Source organism: Nitrospiria bacterium (assembly GCA_036397255.1).
Classification (GTDB): domain Bacteria; phylum Nitrospirota; class Nitrospiria; order DASWJH01; family DASWJH01; genus DASWJH01.
The window spans coordinates 1-21,309 of record DASWJH010000109.1 but is presented as its reverse complement, the minus strand read 5'-3'; the positions used below and the strand labels follow the sequence as shown (position 1 = coordinate 21,309).

General features: G+C 42.0%; 24 protein-coding genes. 12 read left to right on the top strand and 12 right to left on the bottom strand.

Annotated elements, in window-relative coordinates; all coding sequences use genetic code 11:
• Nucleotide 1: 1 nt before the first annotated feature.
• The 6 genes from VGB26_14935 to VGB26_14910 form a co-directional block, all read right to left on the bottom strand.
• Nucleotides 2–1,618: a tetratricopeptide repeat protein gene (locus VGB26_14935; GenBank protein ID HEX9759069.1), complete on the bottom strand. Its 1,617-nt coding sequence runs from the start codon at nt 1,616–1,618 to the stop codon at nt 2–4.
• 618 nt (nt 1,619–2,236) lie between these two features.
• Nucleotides 2,237–2,956 carry a flagellar motor protein MotB gene (locus VGB26_14930; protein HEX9759068.1) on the bottom strand — a complete coding sequence of 240 codons (720 nt, stop codon included), beginning with the start codon at nt 2,954–2,956 and terminating at the stop codon, nt 2,237–2,239.
• Nucleotides 2,949–3,623, bottom strand: coding sequence for an OmpA family protein (locus tag VGB26_14925; GenBank protein ID HEX9759067.1), 675 nt, complete (start codon nt 3,621–3,623; stop codon nt 2,949–2,951). Before VGB26_14925 ends, VGB26_14930 begins: the two co-directional genes overlap by 8 nt.
• A 49-nt stretch (nt 3,624–3,672) precedes the next feature.
• A complete protein-coding gene (locus VGB26_14920) occupies nt 3,673–4,215 on the bottom strand; it encodes a MotA/TolQ/ExbB proton channel family protein (protein HEX9759066.1) in 543 nt (180 codons plus the stop codon).
• Nucleotides 4,216–4,453: 238 nt separating this feature from the next.
• The gene (locus VGB26_14915; GenBank protein ID HEX9759065.1) at nt 4,454–4,864 is read right to left on the bottom strand and encodes a PilZ domain-containing protein; all 411 of its coding nucleotides are present in this window, start codon (nt 4,862–4,864) and stop codon (nt 4,454–4,456) included.
• Nucleotides 4,865–5,312: 448 nt separating this feature from the next.
• Nucleotides 5,313–5,735, bottom strand: coding sequence for an NfeD family protein (locus VGB26_14910; GenBank protein ID HEX9759064.1), 423 nt, complete (start codon nt 5,733–5,735; stop codon nt 5,313–5,315).
• Between the two features lie 478 nt (nt 5,736–6,213).
• On the opposite strand from VGB26_14910, the gene VGB26_14905 reads away from it, so the two are divergent.
• The 6 genes from VGB26_14905 (at nt 6,214) to VGB26_14880 (ending at nt 11,666) form a co-directional block, all read left to right on the top strand.
• A complete protein-coding gene (locus VGB26_14905; GenBank protein HEX9759063.1) occupies nt 6,214–6,777 on the top strand; it encodes a hypothetical protein in 564 nt (187 codons plus the stop codon).
• A gap of 171 nt (nt 6,778–6,948) precedes the next feature.
• Nucleotides 6,949–8,199 carry a nitric oxide reductase gene (locus tag VGB26_14900; protein ID HEX9759062.1) on the top strand — a complete coding sequence of 417 codons (1,251 nt, stop codon included), beginning with the start codon at nt 6,949–6,951 and terminating at the stop codon, nt 8,197–8,199.
• Between the two features lie 408 nt (nt 8,200–8,607).
• Entirely contained in the window at nt 8,608–9,357 is a 750-nt protein-coding gene (locus VGB26_14895) for an endonuclease/exonuclease/phosphatase family protein (protein HEX9759061.1), read from the top strand.
• Between the two features lie 319 nt (nt 9,358–9,676).
• Nucleotides 9,677–10,147, top strand: coding sequence for a hypothetical protein (locus tag VGB26_14890; GenBank protein ID HEX9759060.1), 471 nt, complete (start codon nt 9,677–9,679; stop codon nt 10,145–10,147).
• Nucleotides 10,144–11,136 carry a hypothetical protein gene (locus VGB26_14885; GenBank protein HEX9759059.1) on the top strand — a complete coding sequence of 331 codons (993 nt, stop codon included), beginning with the start codon at nt 10,144–10,146 and terminating at the stop codon, nt 11,134–11,136. The genes VGB26_14890 and VGB26_14885 overlap by 4 nt, the downstream gene beginning before the upstream one ends.
• Before the next feature lie 80 nt (nt 11,137–11,216).
• Complete coding sequence (locus VGB26_14880) at nt 11,217–11,666, top strand: putative molybdenum carrier protein (GenBank protein HEX9759058.1); 450 nt, start codon at nt 11,217–11,219, stop codon at nt 11,664–11,666.
• 81 nt (nt 11,667–11,747) lie between these two features.
• Here the strand turns inward: VGB26_14880 and VGB26_14875 are convergent, their stop codons facing one another.
• The gene (locus VGB26_14875) at nt 11,748–12,089 is read right to left on the bottom strand and encodes a PilZ domain-containing protein (GenBank protein HEX9759057.1); all 342 of its coding nucleotides are present in this window, start codon (nt 12,087–12,089) and stop codon (nt 11,748–11,750) included.
• Between the two features lie 621 nt (nt 12,090–12,710).
• On the opposite strand from VGB26_14875, the gene VGB26_14870 reads away from it, so the two are divergent.
• On the top strand, nt 12,711–13,118 hold the full coding sequence (locus tag VGB26_14870; GenBank protein HEX9759056.1) for a helix-turn-helix domain-containing protein: 408 nt from the start codon (nt 12,711–12,713) through the stop codon (nt 13,116–13,118).
• Between the two features lie 267 nt (nt 13,119–13,385).
• On the top strand, nt 13,386–13,565 hold the full coding sequence (locus tag VGB26_14865) for a hypothetical protein (GenBank protein ID HEX9759055.1): 180 nt from the start codon (nt 13,386–13,388) through the stop codon (nt 13,563–13,565).
• On the opposite strand, the gene VGB26_14860 is transcribed toward VGB26_14865, so the two are convergent.
• Nucleotides 13,556–14,101: a hypothetical protein gene (locus tag VGB26_14860; protein HEX9759054.1), complete on the bottom strand. Its 546-nt coding sequence runs from the start codon at nt 14,099–14,101 to the stop codon at nt 13,556–13,558. The genes VGB26_14865 and VGB26_14860 overlap by 10 nt on opposite strands.
• Nucleotides 14,102–14,565: 464 nt before the next feature.
• Complete coding sequence (locus VGB26_14855; GenBank protein ID HEX9759053.1) at nt 14,566–16,038, bottom strand: diguanylate cyclase; 1,473 nt, start codon at nt 16,036–16,038, stop codon at nt 14,566–14,568.
• 210 nt (nt 16,039–16,248) lie between these two features.
• Here VGB26_14855 and VGB26_14850 point away from each other — a divergent pair, with 210 nt between their 5' ends.
• A complete protein-coding gene (locus VGB26_14850) occupies nt 16,249–16,449 on the top strand; it encodes a GGDEF domain-containing protein (GenBank protein HEX9759052.1) in 201 nt (66 codons plus the stop codon).
• Between the two features lie 251 nt (nt 16,450–16,700).
• Here VGB26_14850 and VGB26_14845 read toward each other — a convergent pair whose 3' ends face one another.
• From VGB26_14845 to VGB26_14835, 3 genes are all read right to left on the bottom strand, one after another.
• Nucleotides 16,701–17,045 (bottom strand): AgmX/PglI C-terminal domain-containing protein, encoded by a 345-nt coding sequence (locus tag VGB26_14845; protein ID HEX9759051.1) that lies wholly within the window; start codon nt 17,043–17,045, stop codon nt 16,701–16,703.
• Nucleotides 17,046–17,282: 237 nt separating this feature from the next.
• Nucleotides 17,283–17,642 carry a hypothetical protein gene (locus tag VGB26_14840; protein ID HEX9759050.1) on the bottom strand — a complete coding sequence of 120 codons (360 nt, stop codon included), beginning with the start codon at nt 17,640–17,642 and terminating at the stop codon, nt 17,283–17,285.
• Complete coding sequence (locus tag VGB26_14835) at nt 17,618–18,466, bottom strand: transposase (protein HEX9759049.1); 849 nt, start codon at nt 18,464–18,466, stop codon at nt 17,618–17,620. Before VGB26_14835 ends, VGB26_14840 begins: the two co-directional genes overlap by 25 nt.
• 648 nt (nt 18,467–19,114) lie before the next feature.
• Here VGB26_14835 and VGB26_14830 point away from each other — a divergent pair.
• The 3 genes from VGB26_14830 (at nt 19,115) to VGB26_14820 (ending at nt 21,187) form a co-directional block, all read left to right on the top strand.
• Nucleotides 19,115–19,783: an SOS response-associated peptidase gene (locus VGB26_14830; protein HEX9759048.1), complete on the top strand. Its 669-nt coding sequence runs from the start codon at nt 19,115–19,117 to the stop codon at nt 19,781–19,783.
• Between the two features lie 463 nt (nt 19,784–20,246).
• A complete protein-coding gene (locus tag VGB26_14825) occupies nt 20,247–20,891 on the top strand; it encodes a GAF domain-containing protein (GenBank protein ID HEX9759047.1) in 645 nt (214 codons plus the stop codon).
• The gene (locus VGB26_14820) at nt 20,882–21,187 is read left to right on the top strand and encodes a PAS domain-containing protein (GenBank protein HEX9759046.1); all 306 of its coding nucleotides are present in this window, start codon (nt 20,882–20,884) and stop codon (nt 21,185–21,187) included. Before VGB26_14825 ends, VGB26_14820 begins: the two co-directional genes overlap by 10 nt.
• Nucleotides 21,188–21,309 lie beyond the last annotated feature (122 nt).

Sequence of the window (21,309 nt, the reverse complement as noted above, 5' to 3'; positions counted from 1 at the left end):
CCTAAAAGGCCCCTGAAAAAATAACCGAGACAATATGGCGGTCATAATCAAATACCGGAAGATTTGAATCGTTTTTATCATAGATATATTGGACCGTAGCGGTAACCCATTTCCCCAGGGTTTTGGCGAGATTGGCATTATAGGTCTGAATTTTGTCTTCCCTTTCGGATTGGGTGGGAGATGAGGAGTTGGGGTGTTTATAATCCTGATGGGTATAATCGATTCCCATATCAAAAGTCAGTCCATTGAAAGGAGGTAAACGAAGTGCCCCAAAAAACTTATGTCCCTGATAATCCCAATCATCCTGGGTAGGGGAATCCCCAGTGAGTTCGCGATCGTAGGTGTAGCCCATCCGAATCCGTCCGGTTTTAGCAAATCCCACTGATTGGGTGATACTCGCAAGATGATTGTTTCCATCCCGATCCGAGTTTGTGGAAAAGGAAGATGTATTTTTAAAGTCCTTGGAGGAAAAACCATAAGAGAGGTAGGTTTTTAATCTTGGGGTTTCTTTTATGGTCAGGAGCGGTTTGATGGTATGAGACAAAAGAAAAGAATCCCCATCTACCAATGCAAAATTAAATTTATAGGGGATTCTCAACTGCCATCTTTTCTGATGGTACTGGACAAATGCCGATCCCCCATGGTTTTGGACATTAAATGCATTGAGTTCCGTGTGAAAGCTTTGGTAAAAATCATAACTTGCTCCTCCGGACCATTGAGACCTTTCAAAGATTCGGTAACCCCCCCGTCCAAATATCACAAACCGGTGATCGTGCTGTTGAGAAATTCCTGTAGGAAGGGGGGATCCTCCGGGAAGTAAAACCACATTGCTGTCGTATTGGTAGGCTGTGCTTAAGGTGACATCCCAGGGTTTTGCTTTCTTTTTATGTGGTTCTAAGTTTTTCAAAAATTCTTGGGCGGATCGAGCGACCTCTGAGGCAGGGTCAATCCTGACTACTTCCTGGAGTTCATCCCTGGCTTCCTCCACTAAACCGCGGTGATAAAAACCTACTCCTGCGTAATAATGGGCGGTTAGTCCTAGATCCGGAGCAAGGACTGCGGCCCGCAGAAATTTAGGAGAAGACCGCTCATAATCTCCTCTATGGTGGTAAGTAAGACCTTGGTAATAGGGAATAAGGGGGTTACCCGGGTCTTCTTTTTCGGCTTGCTGTAAATTTTGAAGCGCATCTGGATATTTTTTTAATTCGTATTCCACTATTCCCAAATTAAAATGAGCCCGCCCATATGAAGGGTCCAGCTTCAGCACCTTCTTTAAGTTGGTTTCAGCTTCTTGGTTTCTTCCCGCTTTGTTCAAGGCCACCCCAAGATAGTAGGTTGCGTCGAGGTCATTGGTTTTTTCCCTTAAAGCTTCAGTGAGATCTTGAATCGCTTGGGAGTATTTTTTTTGATTAAGGGCCGAAACCCCTTTAGAAAGGTAAAGGTCATAGCCCAATAAAGGGGGAGCGGCTTGATTTTCCTGGGCATGAGAACTCAGGGGGGTAAATATGATCGAACCGAAAAGAACAATAAGAGAGGAGAGACTTCGCAGGGAATTCATAAGCAGGTTTCGGTAAACGGTTTGGGCAATTATCTTTAAGATATTTTCAGCGCAAGCCAAAATACGCCTGAATCCTACCCTTGTAAAGTAAATTGAATCAATCCCTTCTTTTGGCGGGTGAATACAAAAGAAAAGATGGTTGTGTTTCCTTTCAGATAAACTACCCTTATTTTTTAAACAGTTATTATAGCTTAAGATATTCTTTTCCCATGTTTGCTCCTCTCAAGAAAGTGAATTTATGTGGGGGGGGTCCAGGGATCTAAATTGATTCTCCTCCAATTTTGATTTTAAATTCAAAGCAATTTAAATTCCCTTTTTTTATAAAAAGGAAAAAAAAGTATAACTTATTGTTTTTAATATGGATTGCCCTTAAACGGTCAGGGGAGATTTACACCAGGAATTTAGTTTTTATGAAAGAAATGTCAGAGAAAAGAGAAAAAAGTCATTATTTCAGGAAAAAATGTGTTGATGATAAATTGGAATCTCAGACTGGGATGGGGATAGGGTGAAAAGCTAGTTTGAGTGATTATCTAGCTACCCGGAATTTTTTTTCCACATAAATGGGTTTAAAAAAACATAGAAATTAACGGGTGGGTATTTTTTGTAAGGACGATGGTTAAGAAATTTATTTTTACGGTCTCTTTGGTTTTTGGAAACTAATTTTTACCCCTTCTCTTCCTATTGCCTCCTGGAGAAAAAAGAGTTTTGCTTTTCAAGAAGGACCATTTCCACGCGACGGTTACGTGCCCTGTTTTGGGGGCTATTATTTGGAACGATGGGGCGGGTATCCGCATATCCTGCTATGAAAAAACGCTCGGGATTTAAATCTCCTTTTTGAAGCAGGTAGTTCAAAACGGTGACCGCCCTTTCCAGGGAAAGTTCCCAGTTGGAATTATTACTGGGATGTTCTGTTCCCAGGCTATTGGAATGTCCTTCGATTCTGACCTGGTTAGGAATTTGTTGAAGCAGTTGTGTCAGTTCGTCTAACAAAGGGTAACCCTGGGATTGGATTTTGGAGTTCCCCGAACTGAATAATACGGAATCGGGTAGTCGAATGACAATTCCCCGCAAATCGGTTGAGACTTGAAAGATTCTTTTTCCTCCCTTACTGTACAGTAGTTTTTTGATCTGGCTGGGAGACAAGGTGGGGGGTCTTACCTTGATAAATTTTTCAATGATTTCCGGTTCTGAAACCGGGTTCCCCGCGCCAAGCTCTTGGGTCGAAATTCCCCCCTCCCTAAAGTGTCCGAGAACTTCCTGTAATTTCCCCTTGTCCATGGATTTCATAGAGAAAAGAAGAGCGAAAAATGTGAGGAGAAGGGTGAGAAGGTCGGCAAAGGTGTTCATCCATGCATTGGGATCAAATTTTTCCTCCCCGCCTTTATCCTTTTTAGCCATTGGCTGAACCAGCTCCGACGATGATGATGTTGACCCGGCGGTTTTTTCCTCGGTTTTCCGATGAATCATTAGGAAAGAAGGGCTGATACTCACCATAGCCAACGGCGGTTAACCGTTCCGGGGTGATGGAATATTCCTCCAAGAAAAAACGCAATACGGAAGTGGCACGTGCAGCGGAGAGTTCCCAATTGGATGGGAATTCTTTGGTTGAAATGGGTCGATTATCCGTGTGTCCTTCAATGATTAAGGGCCAAAAAGATTTCTTAAGAACGGGGCCAATTTTTTTAAGAAATTGTTTTGCCTGGCTGTGAAGCTGGCCCTTTCCGGGAGGGAACAAAACATCATCCGAGAGATGAATAACCAAATCATTTCCACGATTAATTATTTCCACATCTTTTGGCAGTTTCTCTTCTCGGAGAATTTCTTCTATGAGTTTTCTGAATATTGTTCTACTTTTGCCCGGTATACTGATCGGACCTCCGGGGGCGGAAAGATCCTTCCCTGGTGTGATCTGTAAACCACCCGGAAGAATGCTAAAGGTTCCCATCAGAGAACTTAACGCCTTTTTGGTCTTGATGACGCTTTCAGTGGCTATGGAGTTGATGTAAACAAAAAAGACCAAAAGAATAAGGTTCAGGGCCACCATCATGACCCGAATATCACCCACCGGACCTTCTTCTTCATTTTTTTTCTTTTTGGCCTATAGGGGGGAGGGTTTATCCAGAACCTTTCCGGCTTTTTGGAGGGATAAAAGATTGTAACTTTTGTTCCATAATGCGGGGGTTTTCTCCTGAAGCAATGGAGATGACCCCTTCCATGATCAGTTCTTTGACTAACATTTCTTCTTTGCTTCGTGTTTTCAGCTTTCCTGCGATGGGAAGAAAAATGAGGTTGGCCACCAGGGTCCCGTAAAATGTGGTGAGGAGAGCAACCGCCATTGAGGGTCCGATCTGACTAGGGTCTTCAAGGTTTTGGAGCATTTGCACCAACCCGATCAATGTTCCGATCATACCCAAAGCCGGAGCAAAGGTTCCGATGGTGACAAAAACTTCCGCCCCCAATCTGTGCCGGTCCGAAGAGTATTCAATATCTTTTTCCAAAACGTTTCGAACTGAATTAATTTCTATACCATCCACAACCAGTTGCAACCCTTTTGCGAAATATTGATCCCCGACCTCCTTGATGGAGGATTCCAGAGCCAATATCCCTCCTTTTCTGGCTTTACCGGAAAGGTCCACCAGGGTTTTAATGAGGGCCATAGGGGGCTTTAGTTTATTAAAGAAAGCATTTTTTGCGACGATGACTACCCCACATCCTTCAGGGGATAATTGATGAGTGTAGCTCCGATGGTTCCTCCGATGACGATGAGAAGGGAAGGGCGTTCCAAAAAATCATCAGGCTCCCCCCTGAGAGAATTCCAAACATAATTAGAAAGGTGGCTGAAAACAATCCGATAACGGTTGCCAAATCCATTTAGTTTTTCCTTTTAAAATTTATTTATCGAAGTTTTTCCCGTTGTAATTCCATTTGCCGATTTAGAACATAACGGATAATCATTTCCCGGTCTGATTCCTTGATGGTTTCGAATTCCATTCCAACTTCAAATTCAGGGGTTGAGTCCGCATTTCCCTTCCTTGGGACACATCGAATCACCTCACCTGTAATTCTCATTTCACTATAGGGGATAATGGGAAGAATGAGTTGAATTTCAAGTTTGGTTTTAGAGGAATATGATTCTTTTGTTAAACATTTCATCCCGGTGGCGCTTAGGTTTTCAATAAATGCGGACCGAGAGAAAACCGCGGTTTCCTGTTCACTGTTTAAAATTTTAATAATAAAGTTCAATTTCCAATCGATACATTGGAGCAGTTCCAGTAATTTTGGATCCATGTCGTCACGGGACCGCAACCCATTTTCTCAAAAATCGGGGCTGGGAATACAAAACTTCTGAAAGAAGTTTTTCTCTTTTTTCTCGAATTCTTCTGTGGGGGCAAAATTCAGGACCCGGTAGAGAACAGATAGTTCTACCGGGACGCGAACAAACCCTCTCCGATTTTCAGCGTTTTCCATTTACAGGATTTCCTTTCAATCCAAATTAAAAAAACAGGGGTTTGTGGCAAAAAAATTGATTTAAAAACAAGGGGTAAAGAAACGAAGCAACAGGGATGCCCCATTTTCCTTACACTTTAATGGTTTGGCTGGCCCCCTTAACAAGACACAATTACCCTTATTCAAGTTAATGGTAGAAACTTTAGTCTGGGGAAGGGCCCTCGGGAAGGAGGGAAAGGTGATTGTTTTTAAATCGTAAATGGGTGATTCTCTTGATTAAAAAAAGGGAGGTTTTACAACCCAGAATTTAACTGTTGGGTGGGGAAGATTGAAGTTCTGGCCTAATGTCTTCGGGTGAAACAATTAACCTGCTTCCCCTCACCGTGGTAACAATAATCGACCTTCCGGAAGGGATTGCTTCTTTACCGGTCCCAATCTCAGCCTGCCATAATTCCCCCCGAACTTCTACATAACCTTTGGGATTTAAAATTTCTTTTGCTATCCCGCGCTGTCCTATTAAATGTTCTATAACGGTTTTGGTATTCATTTCATAACCGATTCTGACCAGGGGATAAATAATAAAGTCTTTCGCTACCCAAACTGCAAATATCCCCAATGCCCATTGTGCGGGAACCCAAGTCAATCGCCATCCCCAAAACAGAAGGATCGCGGCAACAATCCACCCGGGAATTTGAATCAGAAAATATTTGGTGATCGTTTTTAATTCCATATTTTTGGAAAAGAGAGGTGGTGTCGCCTGAATGGCCCTATCTTAGCAAAAATGTTGGGAAAAAATCACTTCCTTCTTTTTGAAAAGTTTCATTATGAGGTGTTAATAAAAAATACTGGTTATGGATTTTTTTAATGAAACCTAGGCACTTAAATACCCTTAAGGGATATTAGGGTTCCACAACAGCGGATTTAATTGTCATGTTTTTAAGCAAAAACGGGAATGGAAATAAAATTTCCCATGGAAAAGAATTGATAAATCAATGGATTAACTATTTTCTCACATCCCTGTGGGTTGTGGTATGTGGTTTGCTCCTTTTTAAGGGAGTAAGGGAATAGCGGAGAATCAATGGAAGAACCTTCATGGAGTTGGACCATGACGAGAGATGGTTCCAGAGAGCGTGAGGGAAAGTGAAAAGGCCGGGCGATGGGGGACATCGCTCGGCCTTTTTTTTTCGTAAAACCAAAGGAGGGCAGCCATGAGAATCTTAGATTCTTTTTGGATCCACGGTTTTATGCCAGTTCAGTTTCTATTGGTTCTGGCAGCTATTTTTATGGTCTTGGTTTTGGGGCAATTTCTCCTAAAAAAAATGGGGAAAGAAATCCCTGTTTTTGGCCAGGGTATTTTAATCTGGTTTGTCACTTTTTTTGTTTTAAAGTTTGTTTTACACCCACCCATTCCATCCAGCCTTCTATACACCTATATGGGACTGGTCACCATAGTGATTTTCCTTTATGTCTCATCTACCGAAATAGGGTGGACCGAATTTAAACAGCCATTTTTTACGATGCTTCAAGGCCAAACCCGGATCAACAAAATCAGCCGTGGAGTGGTGTTTACATTGGTTCCTGTTTTTACTTTTTTCGCCACCTACCAATTTCTAAACCCTGCTATTGAAGAACCCGTGGAATTGAGGGTCAATCATCCAGCGCCTCCAGCAAATATCACCATCCATGGGAAAAAATACAATCTGCAGACGGCGAGAAATCCATTTCGTACCAATGGGCCTCCTCTTTATCCGGATACGGGGATCAAAAACTAGGGCTTAGTTCCAACAGTTGGGCAAATTAAACTGTCATATCCGCCTAAGAACGGCGGGTATGACAGTAATGGATTCCCGCTTAAGGCCTGCGGGAATGACGGTTTTAAGGTCAGGGGTGTTTTCCTTAAAAATGATTTTCTCCCCAGGGGTTTGGGGGAAAGGAGGGCAGATATGACACAGGGATTTTTGGCATTGAGTATTTTATTTGGAGCTGTTTTTGTGATGTTCCTTGGGTTTCAATTTATCCGTGTTCGGATGATTTTGGTGAGCGCTGGGTTTTTCATATTACTGACCGGCGCTTTTGCGAGTTATGCAAACTGGCTTCCCCAGATCCGGGGAGAAGATGATGGGAAACCCGGTGGTGTAGAGGGTTTAAAGGGTAAAACCGTTGAGGAAATTGCGGAAATGGGAAAGGAGATTATTTTTGGGAAAAACCGGGGAATTGGAGAGAGAAGCATCGGTAAAGGGCAATGTCCCCTTTGCCACACATTTAATGCGGGGGATATCGGGGACCGAGCTCCAAATCTTATTGGAATAGCCAAAAGGGCTTTGGAACGGGTTAAGGATCCCCGGTACTTAAAACCCGATTTTGTTCAGTTGGAATCCTTTGCTGGAAGCGGTCGTGCCACTACCGCAACGGAATATATTGCTGAATCTCATGCCTGTCCCTCTTGTTTTGTTGTGGAGGGATTTGGTGTTCCGGGAACAAAGGATAAAGAGAGTCCGATGATGGTGGTTCATAAACCCCCCATTGGGTTGACCATTAATGAACTCATTGCTGTGGACACCTGGTTGTTTTTTAGGGAAGGGTTTGATCCCCCATCGGTTGCTGAAATTCAGGCCGCTTACGAAAAGTTTATTCCCCCTCCTGAACGCCCAAAGGATGGGGCGGATGGGGTGGCTGTCAAAACCCGGTTTAACCCGGATCAGATTGCACATGACTCCGATTCCACCCTGGATATGATCGAACGCATGGGATGTGCGGGTTGTCATAGAATTCCAACGGTCGATTTTGCAAAGATCGGTGTGGTGGGTCCGTTGCTTATTGAAGGAGAGAACGCTGCCCGGCGAATTGTTTCCCCAGAATACCAGGAAGCGATTCAAAAAGGTACCGCACATGCCAGGAACCCCAGAGAATATGTCATTGAATCCATCATGAACCCCAGTTCTTTTATCGTACCGGGCTTCCCTGCTCAAAAGGGAGGGAAAAGTCTGATGCCGGATCATTTTTCAAAAAGGTTTACCTATTCCGCGGCAGAAAAATTGGCCGATTTTTTGTTGTCATTGGATAAGGAGACTGCCATTCAACAGGGAGTGGATCGGCTTCCCAATGAAAAGGAGGGAACCCTTTTTCCGGAAAAAGAAATGAAGGATCGTGTTTCCGGAACACCGGATAAAAGTGGGTCACCAGGTCCGGCTTAGGATTTTCCCCGGTTGGGAAAAATAGGACCGGTAGGGGGAATAGGAAAGGGTTTGAAAACCTTGGGGTTTATCTGAAAGATTGATTCAAGATTTTCACCCTTTCCTTTATCCTTCTATGTCCTGATTTTGAAAATAAATCGCCTTTCCAGATTTCCCTAAGAATTTTAATACGCCCATCCCTTGTTTAATTAATTTAAAAATTTAAAAAAAAATCCCTCAATTTCCTCTGATAACCTTTATTATTTTTTAATCATTTTTGGAAATCATCCTAAAATATGTTTTTGGGCCAGCACAACGATTAACATTTGTTATTTTTTTTGGGGAAGGCATGTATGGTATGATTTTAAAAATATTGCTCAAAACGGTTTCCGGTTTATTTCTTTAGGTTAAAGGAAAATCTTTATTTCAATGAATTTAATTAATCTTAACATCTGGGGAGGTATCCTATTTTCCCCTTTGATGGATTTCTTCCACTCCCAAAAAAGTAGGATTGACATTTTCTGCCTTCAGGAGGTTTGGGATCATCGCCTTGCTTCCGAGGAGGGATTAAAAAAAGCCCCTCGAGGAACGAGGGTGGATATTCTTTCTCACCTGATTGACTCCTTAGCTGGGTTTCAGGTGTTTTTTGCCCCTGCCCAGGATAATGCCGAAGGGGTGGCTTTTTTTGTAAAAAATGGGATTAAGATAGACCACCAAGGAGATGTTTTTGTTTTCCGTTCAAGAGATTCCATGGTGGAAAATGATGGAAAAACGCTAGGAAGGAATTTACAGTTCATTCAATTTAAAAAAGGGGGAGAAGCATACACCGTTTGCCATTTCCATGGACTTTGGACCGGGGATGGAAAGGGGGATACGCCATCCAGGATTGACCAATCCAAAAAAATCAAATCGTTTTTAAAAAGCGTTCAGGGTTCCAAGAAAATTCTTTGCGGGGATTTTAATTTGCTTCCGGAGACCCAAAGCATCAAGATCTTAGAAGACGGTATGAGAAATTTAATCAAGGAATATGGGATAAGGTCTACAAGAAATGATTATTACCAAAAAAAAGATCCCTATGCGGATTATGTTTTTGTTTCCGGTGAGGTGAATGTAAAATCATTTCGGACTTTACCCGTTGCTGTTTCCGATCATCTTCCTCTTTATTTAGAATTTTTCTGATCCACCGTTAACAGCGGAAATATATTAGAAAAATTTTAAAGGTGAAGCCTTCTGATCTCTTCCCCATTGGGGATTTTATTGACCTTCCCCTAAAAGGCTGGTATTATGAACTTGGTGTTGTTTTTTAAGAACTCTCAACCTCAGGGTAGTTTTCCTGCCATCGATATTTTTATTCCGTTTCCTTATGGTCCTATTCTCCCTTTTTAAGGGAAAAACTGTTGAAAGAACCTACCCCGTAACCTTCCTTATTTGGGGTATTTTTTTTCTGTTTCTAGTTTCTTGTTCAATAGGGAAAAACGGGGAAAATTCCCAGGATACTATGGAAGGAGCCATTACGGGTGGTTCCCTTTCGGGCCCTTTAGATGAGAAGGGTGATTCAACATTTGAAGAGGTGGATTTAAGTGGCCAATGGGAAATTCAGGAAGAGGAGCGGACTTACCTCGCCACTTTGGATCGCAATGGAAATGGTAGCTACACTTGGCAAAATGGTCGGATTATGACTACCGGTTTTTCCGATCGTTTATGGAAAGGAACTTGGCATCAAACCGGGAATGATCGAGAAGGGGGTTTCGAGATTTTATTATCAGAGGACGGGGTTGAGGCTGAAGGGGTCTGGTGGTACACCCGTGTGGGGATCCAATACAATATTCCCCCCAAGGAGTGGGGTGGCAGTTTTATTTGGTCTCGTACCCATTTCAAATCAGCCACCTCAGAGGGGTGTTGTGAGGAAACCGTTTCCCATCCATCCACGAGATTAATTCAGGGAAACCATGGTCAGGAGGACCAATGAAAAATTTATTCTTAATCGCAATCTTTATCTTTGCCTGGAACGGCCATGCCTTCGGGGCAGCCCAACATGACAATTCCGTTCCGACTTTAAATAAGAAAGCCAAAACCAAGGTTACCACCCAGGGAGACTTGGTAACGGTCACCTTTGGGCCCATTGATTTACCCACCGGACATGATGGGGACCTTGCTGCCAGTATGCCCAAACATATTTTTCAGCTTCCCAGGGACATGTATTTGGTGGGATATAAAACCTCTATTTTCCAAAAGGATGGGACCCCTCTTCCACGGGAGTTTTTGCATCATATTCTGCTCATCAGTGTTGATGAGCCCAGTGTGTCTTGTCCGGGTGAACCTCTTTTCTTTGCCGGGGCTGGAATGGAAATGGGGGAAACCTCTTTTCCATCTGGTTTTGGGGTTAAGCTTGAGAAAGAAAAAAAGCTAATGGCGATTGTGGCATTTTACCATAAGGCGCCACCTACTCAGGATGTCATGGCGAGTTTCGAAATGCAAATGGCGCCTGAAGGAGCGAAGGTTCAACCGATGGATGTTTATCAGGTGGGGGTAAATGTGGTTTGCTATAGTAAGTTTCGTGACCGAGGGGAAAATGAAACGGATGAAGGAATAAAAATTAACCCGGGGGTGCAGGTTTTGTCGGCACCCACTAAATTTTTAAAGGATGGGTGTATTAAATTTGCGTATCCCCATGGACATGATGACCTTCTTCTCATTTCTCTTGAAAATAAGACTACCCGTCAGACGTTATTACGAACCGTTCCCGATGTTTCTCCCGATGGAACGTTACTTGGGTTTCCCCCTCATCAGGTTTATAAAGATCCTATTGGGTTTTCCGTAAACACACAAGATGATTATGAGATGACAATGGTATATCACCACCCCCTTCATGATCCTCAATTGCAATATGGAATGGGAAATTACCTCCTTTATATGACTCCCGGGGCCTGTCAAAACCAAAGGTCTGCCTCAAACTAAAACTAATGCACTTTTCAAGACGGAAGTTCCAGGTCCTTAACAAAACCTAATCTATTTTTAAATCCCAAAGAAATAAACTAATGATTCAAAAGGTGATCTCTGGGGGACAAACCGGCGTGGATCGGGCGGCTTTGGATTTCGCCTTAGAGAACGGAATACCCTGTGGCGGCTGGTGCCCACAGGGGAGAAAAGCGGAGGACGGAATGATCCCACCGCGTTATCCTCTGCAAGAGACCCCCTCACCAGATTACAAGGAGCGGACCGAATGGAATGTCCGGGATTCGGATGGCACCCTGATTTTAACTTGGGGAAAGCCCACCCAAGGAACCGCTTTTACCATTGAGGTGGCTCAGCGATTGGGAAAACCCTGTTTGATCATTGATCTTTTGAGCCCCCCTTTTTGGCCTGCTGTTTATGATTGGTTTAAAAAATACTCCCTAAACATTTTGAATGTGGCAGGTCCCCGTGAATCAAAGGTTCCAGAAATTTATGGTCAGGCTTTGGACTATCTCGAAAAGATTTTCCTTTGAAAATTGAATAAAAAATTAACCCGCTTGTTTTCCCATCTTTTTGTGACAGGGGTCCCCACATCCATTTGGGACCTATTTGGTTTAGTTTTGCTCCAGGTAGGAGAGGAGAATAGGATGTTTCTTGGATTCAAGGTTTTTATTTTTGATTCCCACCCCAAACCAACGCCTTACCGGCCTACACCAAATGACAGACCCTATTATTTCCTCAATCACCTCCTCCCCCGCCGGGTCAATAAATGAAATATTGGTTTGGACCTTTGTATTAGTGGATAAAGGCCTTTGAATATATAAGCCTATTCCGGAATAACTGACATTCACCGTGTAGGCCTCTAAAAACGAATCTTCCTCAGTCAAGACTAAGTTCGCTGGTGCCATTAAGCTGGGACGCGGATCTTTCCGGGAATTGGGTTTCTTTTTACTCATTAGGAACTCCTCTTTTTCCACCCTTTTTGGTTTGCTTTATATGACATTACTTAAAAAAAAAAGCAAGGCCAAGAAGGCCTGGCCATTGCAGCTTTATTTTTTGCAAATTCAAAAAGGCACGACCTCTCTTTATTATTCCGTTGGGAGTTTATCTCCCAATGGAGAAACTTTAATGAAAATTTTGCCCTTTAAATAAGGGGAAGTTTGACAAACCCAATAGGAGTGTTACCTTTAAAAACCGAAACCCTTTTCGTTTTGTTAAGCAGGCATTCCGGTCCAATTAGGCCATGGAGATTTAAATGCAAGCCAAAAAAAGAGGCCCCAATAAGGGAATGGATGATCATTTTTAATATCGATTAAAAGGTATCAGTGTGGAAAAATGTAAAGGGTTATTGGCGACAAGCGGGACATTGCCAGCGTGAGTTGCTTTTTTTCGGGTGATGATCGTTTTCCTTTGGGTTATATTGATGATACCAGAAACATTTTATATCCGCTACCAATCAAGACCTAGAACAAAGGGTACTAGAAGGCAGGTTACGTAAGGATCTTTTTTGCCGGTTAAATGTTATCCCTGTGGAAATTCCACCTTTGCGGGATAGGAAAAAGGATATTCCATTATTGGTGAACCATTTTTTTAAAAAATTTAGTGAAAAAAAAGGAAGAGATATTCAAGGTATCTCTCCAGATGCCCAAGATCTTTTAATGGCTTATTCGTGGCCGAGAAATATCCGTGAATTAGAAAATCTCATGGAACGGTTGATTACTCTGAAACAGGAGGGAGTTATTACCCCTTCGGATCTTCCTGGTACGTTTACCAAATCTCACAACCCCTGGTTTCTTTCTAATTTTACCACTCCTGAAGAAGGCATTAATTTATCAGAAATGATTTTGGAGTTTGAAAAAAAGATCCTTCAGCAAGCTCTCATTAAGTCCAATGGTGTGAAAAATCGTGCTGCCCAACTTCTTCATATGAATCGGACCACCCTTGTTGAGAGGCTTAAGAGAAGGGGCATTCCCATTTCCTCTTAAGCGCTATTCCCTTCCGGTTTTAAAATTTTCAACCTCAATACCAACCTATTTATTTGAATGCTTTTCCTCCCAGTGGGATAAGAATTTCTGACCCACTCCAGTGCATTTTTTTTACGCTTCCATTAATTTTTTGACGTTTTCCCCGTTTAAATTTTGCCTGGATTGGAATTTCAAAACGTGAAACGTGTATTTCGCGGATCCATTCACCCGATTGTGGTTAAATCTTTAGGTGGTGTATTTATTGCTTTCTTTATATTAAGTTGAAGAATGAGATTGATCAGAGCCCAAATGGATATTGCTCGGGCAGTGTATCTCCAACGAAAAATTTTGCCTGGCATCACGCAATTTGAGCAAATGATGGAGGCGTATCCTGATATCCGTTACGGAAGGGAAGTTATTTTTTGGAAAGCCAACGTTTTATATGGTCTTGAGAAGTACTATTTATGACCAGAATGATTTTTTCTCAAATTCCTTTCCTGTTTTTTCATATTTATATCTAGATTATATTCCAACGAACAAATTTGACTTGAGCCAATGGCCAAAAAAGCATACTTTTCATTTTTTTCTGGAATTACAACATCCTTGACATTGAGAAAATAATGTTGAGAGCTTAACAAAGCAGAAAAAGTTTGATTTATCAAATCCCGCGGTTGGAAAACATTTCCCTCAATCAACAAATCGATGGTGCGGATTTTTACTCCCACAAACCTTCCCTCATGAATTCCCTTATAATTTCGTGAAAATTCCTCAAGCGCCTGAACAAAAACAATTTGTTTTTTATTGATAACCAAATGAGCCTTCTCTAAAAGGGGGTCAATGGCATCCACTTCAAATAAAGTTATAAACTTTTCTTCATTGTTAAGAACATCGGATACACGTGTTATTGGGTGGAAAACATTTACAAAACCTACATATCGTTTCCCAGCGACATTAATACGAACTTTTACTTTTTTTTTCATAGATTCACTATTTAAATTTTCCATGAGAAATCCTTTTGGAAGACAAACAATTTTTCTGTTCAGAACATTTAAGAGACAATTCCAAAACTAAACTCTAAATTCAAAAAACAAAAGTATATTTCAAATGTTTACCAAAAAAAGGGGATTCCATGTGTTGGAGAAAATTTCCCCCAACTAATGTACCCTTTGGGTGTTGTAACCCATGAAGGGAATAACCTCGGTAAAAAAATACGAACATTAAAAATTTGTTATTTACATTCCCGCAAATTTAAAAAACCCTTCTATTTGGAAAAAAGCGATTGTAAAAATATTAAAGGTAACTTTTTAAGCATATATTCTAGATAGGTTTTCCCATGTTTAATTCAATTTCCCTTTTGGAAGGAATCACCCTGGTTTCTTTTTTACCAAGGAAATAATAAAAAAAATTACGGTTTACCTTCCTTTAATTATTCCTAAGGGTTTCAAGAAAACTCCCGAGGTTTTTAAAGTTACTTCCTATATTCAAGGGTTACCCCTTCTTCCTTGTTTTTCAATTCTTGGGGTCTACCCAATAAAAACCCTTGAATAAAATTAATTCCTAAATCTTGAACCACTTTTAATTCTTCTTCAGTTTCAATTCCTTCGGCTATTATTCCTTCGGTGGTATTCATTTTTAAGGCCGGCAACAATTTTTTTAAAAATTCTCTAAAATAAATCATTTTAACTGCATGCAGAACGGTAGATCGGTCCAACTTTATAAATTCTGGAGTTAAACGGACTAAAAATGGTAAAGAGATAAAACCCGCCCCAAAATCATCAATGGCGAACCGGTACCCTTCTTTTCTCCAGAGATTTGCAATGTCTAAGCAGTTAGAAATATCATCTAATGCCTCCAATTCTGAAATTTCCAAGATAACGTCAATACCCGCCGGTTTCTTTACATGATTAAGGGTTTTGAGCAGATTAAAATCCACATTTATAAAAACTCTTTTTAATCCAATTTGCTCGGCATGTTTTATGGTTGATCTGAAGCAAATGCACTTTAGGTCAATCAGTTTCCCGATCGATTGATATTTTTTGAATAGTTCTAAAATTCCAAGTTTTCCTTGAGGATCTCGACCTAAAGCTTCGTAACCCAAAGTTTTTTTAGATTCCATATCAAAAATGGGTTGGTAAACGAGCTTTATGGTCTGCTCATCCAAAGGGTATTCTTCTTCGCCAATATGGATTTTTCTCTCTCCCCTTTTTGCGAGAAATAATGCTCGGTCAGCAAGGGCCATTAAGGTATCCGAATCCTTTCCATGCTGTGGATACAAGGCAATTCCTACACTAATAATTAGTGGGAGATTGGTTTTTTCACCCAACTTCTGAATGCCCCCTCTAATCCGTTGTGCGGCAATCAAACTTCCATCCCGTGTGGAATTCCATAAAACAACAACAATTTCATCTCCTCCCCAACGGAAAATTAAATCCGTTCCTCTAATAGATTCCTGGATGTTTCCTGCAGCGGCTATCAATACCTCATCCCCAATATGATTCCCTTTCATATCATTAATTCTTTTAAAATGGTCGAAATCACAAAGCAGAATCGCCAATTGGCGATTATCCCGATTAGCGCGGGAAATTTCTTCCTTAATGCGATTGTTAAAAAAGTGTCGATTATATAATTGAGTTAAACGATCATGCGTTGCTTGTTGTTGAATAATTTTTTGCATTTCCCTTAGAGTTAAACGGGTTTGAATAACGTAAAGGCAAAAAACCATTATAAGGCCGCTTAGCCCGATCAAGGCTGTTTTCGCTGTGGATTGAGTTAAACCAAAATCTCTGATGGCCTCATCCAAAAGGAAAAAATATGTGAAAACTATAAGGCCTCCCAGGACAATGATGAGGGTAAAGGCCAAAGCCCAAAGTTGCAACTCGTGGGTCTCAATTTTTTTTAATTTTTGTTGTTGGGTTTCATTATCCAAAGCACTTTTTTTCATTTCATTATTTCCCTGGAATGAAAATTTCTCATCTCATAAACCATTAATACTCTAATACTCTCCAACCCTAAGAATATCGGATAAACCAATTTTGTCAATTACTTGGAAATTTTGAATATGCCTAAGCCAAAGCCAAAGCCTAGACTCACCGGATGACTTACAAACCTGACCCTTTCATATTTCAGGATTAAATTTAAAAAGTTAAAAAAAATGGTAATTGCCGTTGCCATTGAACGAAAGCGCGCAGAAGAATCTTTGGCTGACCAATCCATTCGGAATTCCCTGACCAACCTTTTTAACCGCCGGCATTTCAGGGTTCGCCTGGAAGAGGAAATTTTAAGGGCAAAACGAAATAAGGAACATTTTTGGCATTTTACTCTGCGATCTAGACAATTTCAAATCCATCAATGATTCCAAGGGGCACCACATCGGGGATGATATTTTAAAGAGTTTCTCTCGGAGTATTCGAGATTCGACTTGGGGAACCGACCTTGTGTTTCGTTGGGGTGGGGATGAAATGGTCGTTATCCTTTCTAAGATTACCCGAGAGGAAATTTCACTGCGGTAGACCGGATCCGAAAAGGAGTTAAACACATTGGAAAAAAATAGGTTTCGATTTGGATATTACCATGGGGGTGTGGCCTTTTTTCTTTTTTATATTCCTAAACGGGGAAAAAGACAAAAGGATAGGTGACCACAATGATTCCATCATACAGCTGGGGAAATTTCCACATTTTGATCCGTTTGGCCAAGGCCGTTTCTAAAGGGGAATAGTCCATGGAGCTGGTCACCACATTGGCTTCAACCACCCTTCCTTTAGAGTCAATAGAAAATTCCACCGTGATGGCTCCTTTAAGAGTCGGATTAGAACGTAATTCTTTGTTGTAGAGATAAATTAAACTGCTCTTATATTTTTCAACGACCCTAGCAATGGCATCATAGTCGATGGATAGGCTTGAAGCGGAAGACCTTCCCCCCTTTAAGCGAATGCCAACCCCCTTTCCCAAATTCTTCTCCTGAAGGATTGAAAGCCCACTTGAACGGTTTCCACCCAAGCTGGCTAATGAAATGTTATCTTCTTTTTCTAATTTGACTCGATCTTCTTTTTGAAGGGTTCCTAAGCGAGAGATCTTCTGATCGGCAAGATCACTTCTGGGAGAAATGGATTTTTTAACACTGGGAGACGTTTTATTTTGGGAGTCAAGCCCATTTTTAGTTGAAATTGGAAGTGGCCCATTGCATGATTAAGCAGCTACTCCCTTCTTTTTGGTCTGTTCTCCAAGTTCCAATTCTTTTTGAATGGCCAGTCTGAGCAGAGGAAGATAACGGAATCCCTTGATCTTCCTGAGTCTGGGCTCAATATCCAAAAGGGCCGTGGCCATCCAGCAATGTTTCTGGTGACTGTTTGTCCACCGACTCACTCGGCGCGTGAGTCGAGCCACCTGGGAATTCAACGATTCGATGCAATTAGTCGTTTTGAAACTGATCCCCAATTGAGCGAACAACCCCAGGCGGTGGAGGGTTAAGGTCTCCTCAAGCCCTTCATTCAAACTGGATACCGCAGACTCATTGATCAGTTTCAGTTCCTTGGCAATGTGTCCCAACGCTGCCTGGGCTTGCTCATAGATGGGCTTCTCATAGGCGCCTGCTGCAATTTCCGGCGGAAACCGGCCTGTTTGCCTTTGGGCAAATAGCTCACCACATTTTCCCGTTTGTGCCATTGGCATCGTTGGATCAGCCCCTGGCCCCCAAAGACTTCTAAAACGGCCTTGGACAATCCCTTCGCCCCATCAATGATAAACAAAAGTCCTTGCTCGGTGTTTAACCCGCGTGCGACCAACCCCTTGAGAAATTCCTTGCACGCCCGGGTATTCTCTGTTGCCGTCTGTACAAATCCTAGCGGAATCTTTCTTCCCTTGAGGTCCACCCCTAACGCCACAACCATCTGATCATCGCCAAACGTCTTCCCATCGATAAAGATCGCCACCAGATCCTCATCCCTTAAAGATCGGCTACAAAATTGCTTCAATTTCCGGGAGGATGCAGCCGTAAACCTCCGACTCACCGAGGAGGGACTCAGTCCCAATACTTCCGGTACCAGCTTCGAACTCTCCTCATAACGACGACCCGCCAATCCCCCCAACAACCGGGATAACAGGACTTCATCCCGCTCTCGGGGCTGCTGAAATTCCTGATAGCTCTCGGGAAACTGGATGCTCCCATCCGCCCGGTCCTGAACCCTTGGGCTCTTCATCCCTACACGTTGGCCTCCCAAATACACATAACCCCCTTGGCTACCCCATCGTACATACCGCTTCGGCCCACCACCACGACTGTACCGGACCCCCGCCAGTTCCTCTACCTCCCTCTGTAATTGCTCCTGCACATGCAGCAAACCTAACGGTATCAGCTTCTGGATCAATTCCACCCTGTGTCCAATTCTCCCTCCATGAGCTGACGAATTACCTCTTCATTTTTCTGCTTGCCATATATTTTTTTCTGTGTAATCCTCTTCATCGAGTGGCTCCTTTCTTGTGATTGGGGTTGTGTTTTGGGGAAAAAAACCACCTTATTACTTCTGGAGCCACTTCTCAATTTTCAACTAACATTAGCACACTCTCTATTTCGGGATGGGGTAGATATCATTTCCACACCGGCTAATGCACGGTTTAACCGTTTGTTTTCGGTAAGGGCGCTTAATGTCCCTGCCTTTTCTTCCTCAATGAGAGAAGCCAAAAGTCCGCTTTTTTCAATAATTTCTCTATTTTGTTGGGCAGAAGGCCGGGTAGGTTTTGGTTTGGGCCTAGGTTTTTCTTTTATTTTTTCCGCCTTCTTTTTATTTTACGATTTTTTTCGGAGACCATACATTAGAAGAGGTAGGTATAACTTTTTTGTTGTCATTCCCGAATGCTTTTATCGGGAATCCGGTTAGTGGAAAAATAACGGGCTCTGGATTATAGTTTTTCAAGGATTGAACAATAAAAACCAGACATAGGATCTATTGTTGACACTGAAATGTTGTAATTCATACAATCGGTTTTAAAACACACCTGATGCCTATGGAGATAAATTTAAAATGTGTGGCCGTTATTCCCAAACCTTGGATGTTTCAAAACTAATAGAAAGATTTAAGGTTAAACCACCCCCTTTTAAACTTTCCCCGCGTTATAACATCGCCCCCAGTCAGGATGCCCCGGTGATTGTGAATCTTGAAGAGCATTCTTTAAAGATGTTCCGTTGGGGTTTGATCCCATCCTGGGCTAAGGACCCCTCCATCGGCCAAAAAATGATTAACGCCCGTTTGGAAACCCTACAGGAGAAACCCAGTTTTAAGCGTCTGATTCGAAAAAAAAGATGTTTGGTGATTTCCGATGGTTTTTATGAATGGAAAAAGGAGTCCAACGGAAAAACCAAAACCCCCATGAGAGTTTTTTTGAAATCCCGGGAGCCCTTTGCTTTTGCAGGATTGTGGGATACCTGGAAAAATGCTGAGGGGATTGAAACCCATTCTTTTACAATTATTACCACCGAAGCCATCGCTTCGATCAAAACCATTCATGAACGGATGCCTGTGATCCTGGATCCAAAGATTGAAGAGAGTTGGCTGGATCCTGAATTAGAACCCTCCCAAGTATTGGCATCTCTTACTCCTTTTCCCACACCCGAGAAAATGGAGTTTTACCCGGTTTCCAAATTAATAAACTCCCCCAAAAATGATTTGCCGGAATGTATCGACCAGGCATAATTTTTATAAACATGGTTTTTTTAATACAAAACCTAATCGCCTAAAATAACCCAGGCCTATTATGCCTAGATTATTTATTTTAGACCTAAATTGACATTTGTGTTCCTTTATTTCTATGATAATAATCTCTATTGAAAATTTGGTTTTATTTTTTTAAAATGAGAAAGAGTTGGGGAATAAAGAGGGGGGAAACCATTTGGTTGGAGGTGGATCCCTCGCGTCTTTTTAACCTTACACCCTCAAAGTTCTCGATCATTCAAGCCTTTTGAACGAGATGGTTTATTCTTACCCGGATTGCTCCTGTTTTTGGTTGTTCCTGTAATGGGCTAAAACCTCCCGTTTTTTTTAAAAGTTGAGTGTTCCTATTCGCACTCATTCAACTGGGCTCTTTAAAAAATACCAGGATTAAAAAAAATCTCCACTCTTTAGAAAAAAAAATTAAATCTTCGAAAAGGATTAGCATATGCTGGAACCTTCCCTTTCTCCCAATGAGGATGAGAGACTGGGTGCCCTCCGGAGCCTCCAAATTCTGGATACTCCTTTTGAAGACCGCTTTGATCGTGTGACCCGCTTGGCCACACGGCTTTTTGATGTTCCCATTTCTTTGGTAAGCCTCATTGACGCCAACCGCCAATGGTTTAAGTCCTGTGAAGGCCTCTCGGTAATGGAGACGTCCCGGGCCATTTCAATGTGCGGTCATGCGATTTTAAAAGATGACATGTTGGTCATCACTGATGCGACCCAGGATAGCCGTTTTGCAGATAACCCCTTGGTGATCCATGGGCCTAATATTCGATTCTATGCGGGGCAACCTCTAGGGGGGCTAGGAGGATACAAAATGGGGACTTTGTGTATTATCGACCACCGTCCCCGAACCTTTAAAAAAGAAGACCGTGATTCTTTAAAAGATTTGGCCTGTATTGTTGAAAATGAGCTCAGCAATGTTCAGTTAAATCAGGCGAATAAAAGGCTTTGGGAAGAGGAATCTCTTTTAAAATATAAAAATGAAGACCTACAAAAATTGAACGAGGCTTTGCAATGGGAAATAAAAAACCGGAAAGAGGCGGAACAAGACCGGCACCGGTTTTTGAAATTTCTTTGGATTTAATTTGTGTTGCCGGTTTTAACGGTTATTTTTCTGATCTGAGCAGATCTTGGGAGAAAACCCTGGGTTGGTCCAAAAAGGATCTCTTATCGAAGCCTTATATTGAATTCGTTCACCCTGAAGATCAGGCGGCCACCATGGTCCAGTCTCAAAATATTTCAACCGGAAGACAACTGGCATCCTTTGAAAACCGCTTCCTTTGTAAGGACGGGAATTACAAATGGTTCCATTGGACCGCGATTCCCCATGTAGAGGAGGAAAAAATCGATAGTGTAAAGTATTACTACGGGGAGCGATAAATAAGTTGCATTTCATATTGCTGCATATCGAACGTGTTGTTCCTCAAAATAGTTTCTGACGATATGAGGCTGACGTTGGCGTTTTCGGAGATAGCCACGTACATTGGCCATTAGCTCGTCCT

Coding starts and splice junctions, on each gene's coding strand:
- VGB26_14825 (HEX9759047.1), top strand. CDS start 20,247: ATGCTGGAACCTTCCCTTTCTCCCAATGAGGATGAGAGACTGGGTGCC.
- VGB26_14885 (HEX9759059.1), top strand. CDS start 10,144: ATGAAAAATTTATTCTTAATCGCAATCTTTATCTTTGCCTGGAACGGC.
- VGB26_14890 (HEX9759060.1), top strand. CDS start 9,677: ATGGAAGGAGCCATTACGGGTGGTTCCCTTTCGGGCCCTTTAGATGAG.
- VGB26_14860 (HEX9759054.1), bottom strand. CDS start 14,101: ATGGAAAATTTAAATAGTGAATCTATGAAAAAAAAAGTAAAAGTTCGT.
- VGB26_14910 (HEX9759064.1), bottom strand. CDS start 5,735: ATGGAATTAAAAACGATCACCAAATATTTTCTGATTCAAATTCCCGGG.
- VGB26_14875 (HEX9759057.1), bottom strand. CDS start 12,089: ATGAGTAAAAAGAAACCCAATTCCCGGAAAGATCCGCGTCCCAGCTTA.
- VGB26_14920 (HEX9759066.1), bottom strand. CDS start 4,215: ATGGCCCTCATTAAAACCCTGGTGGACCTTTCCGGTAAAGCCAGAAAA.
- VGB26_14895 (HEX9759061.1), top strand. CDS start 8,608: ATGAATTTAATTAATCTTAACATCTGGGGAGGTATCCTATTTTCCCCT.
- VGB26_14865 (HEX9759055.1), top strand. CDS start 13,386: ATGAGATTGATCAGAGCCCAAATGGATATTGCTCGGGCAGTGTATCTC.
- VGB26_14900 (HEX9759062.1), top strand. CDS start 6,949: ATGACACAGGGATTTTTGGCATTGAGTATTTTATTTGGAGCTGTTTTT.
- VGB26_14850 (HEX9759052.1), top strand. CDS start 16,249: ATGGTAATTGCCGTTGCCATTGAACGAAAGCGCGCAGAAGAATCTTTG.
- VGB26_14855 (HEX9759053.1), bottom strand. CDS start 16,038: ATGAAAAAAAGTGCTTTGGATAATGAAACCCAACAACAAAAATTAAAA.
- VGB26_14880 (HEX9759058.1), top strand. CDS start 11,217: ATGATTCAAAAGGTGATCTCTGGGGGACAAACCGGCGTGGATCGGGCG.
- VGB26_14930 (HEX9759068.1), bottom strand. CDS start 2,956: ATGGCTAAAAAGGATAAAGGCGGGGAGGAAAAATTTGATCCCAATGCA.
- VGB26_14830 (HEX9759048.1), top strand. CDS start 19,115: ATGTGTGGCCGTTATTCCCAAACCTTGGATGTTTCAAAACTAATAGAA.
- VGB26_14905 (HEX9759063.1), top strand. CDS start 6,214: ATGAGAATCTTAGATTCTTTTTGGATCCACGGTTTTATGCCAGTTCAG.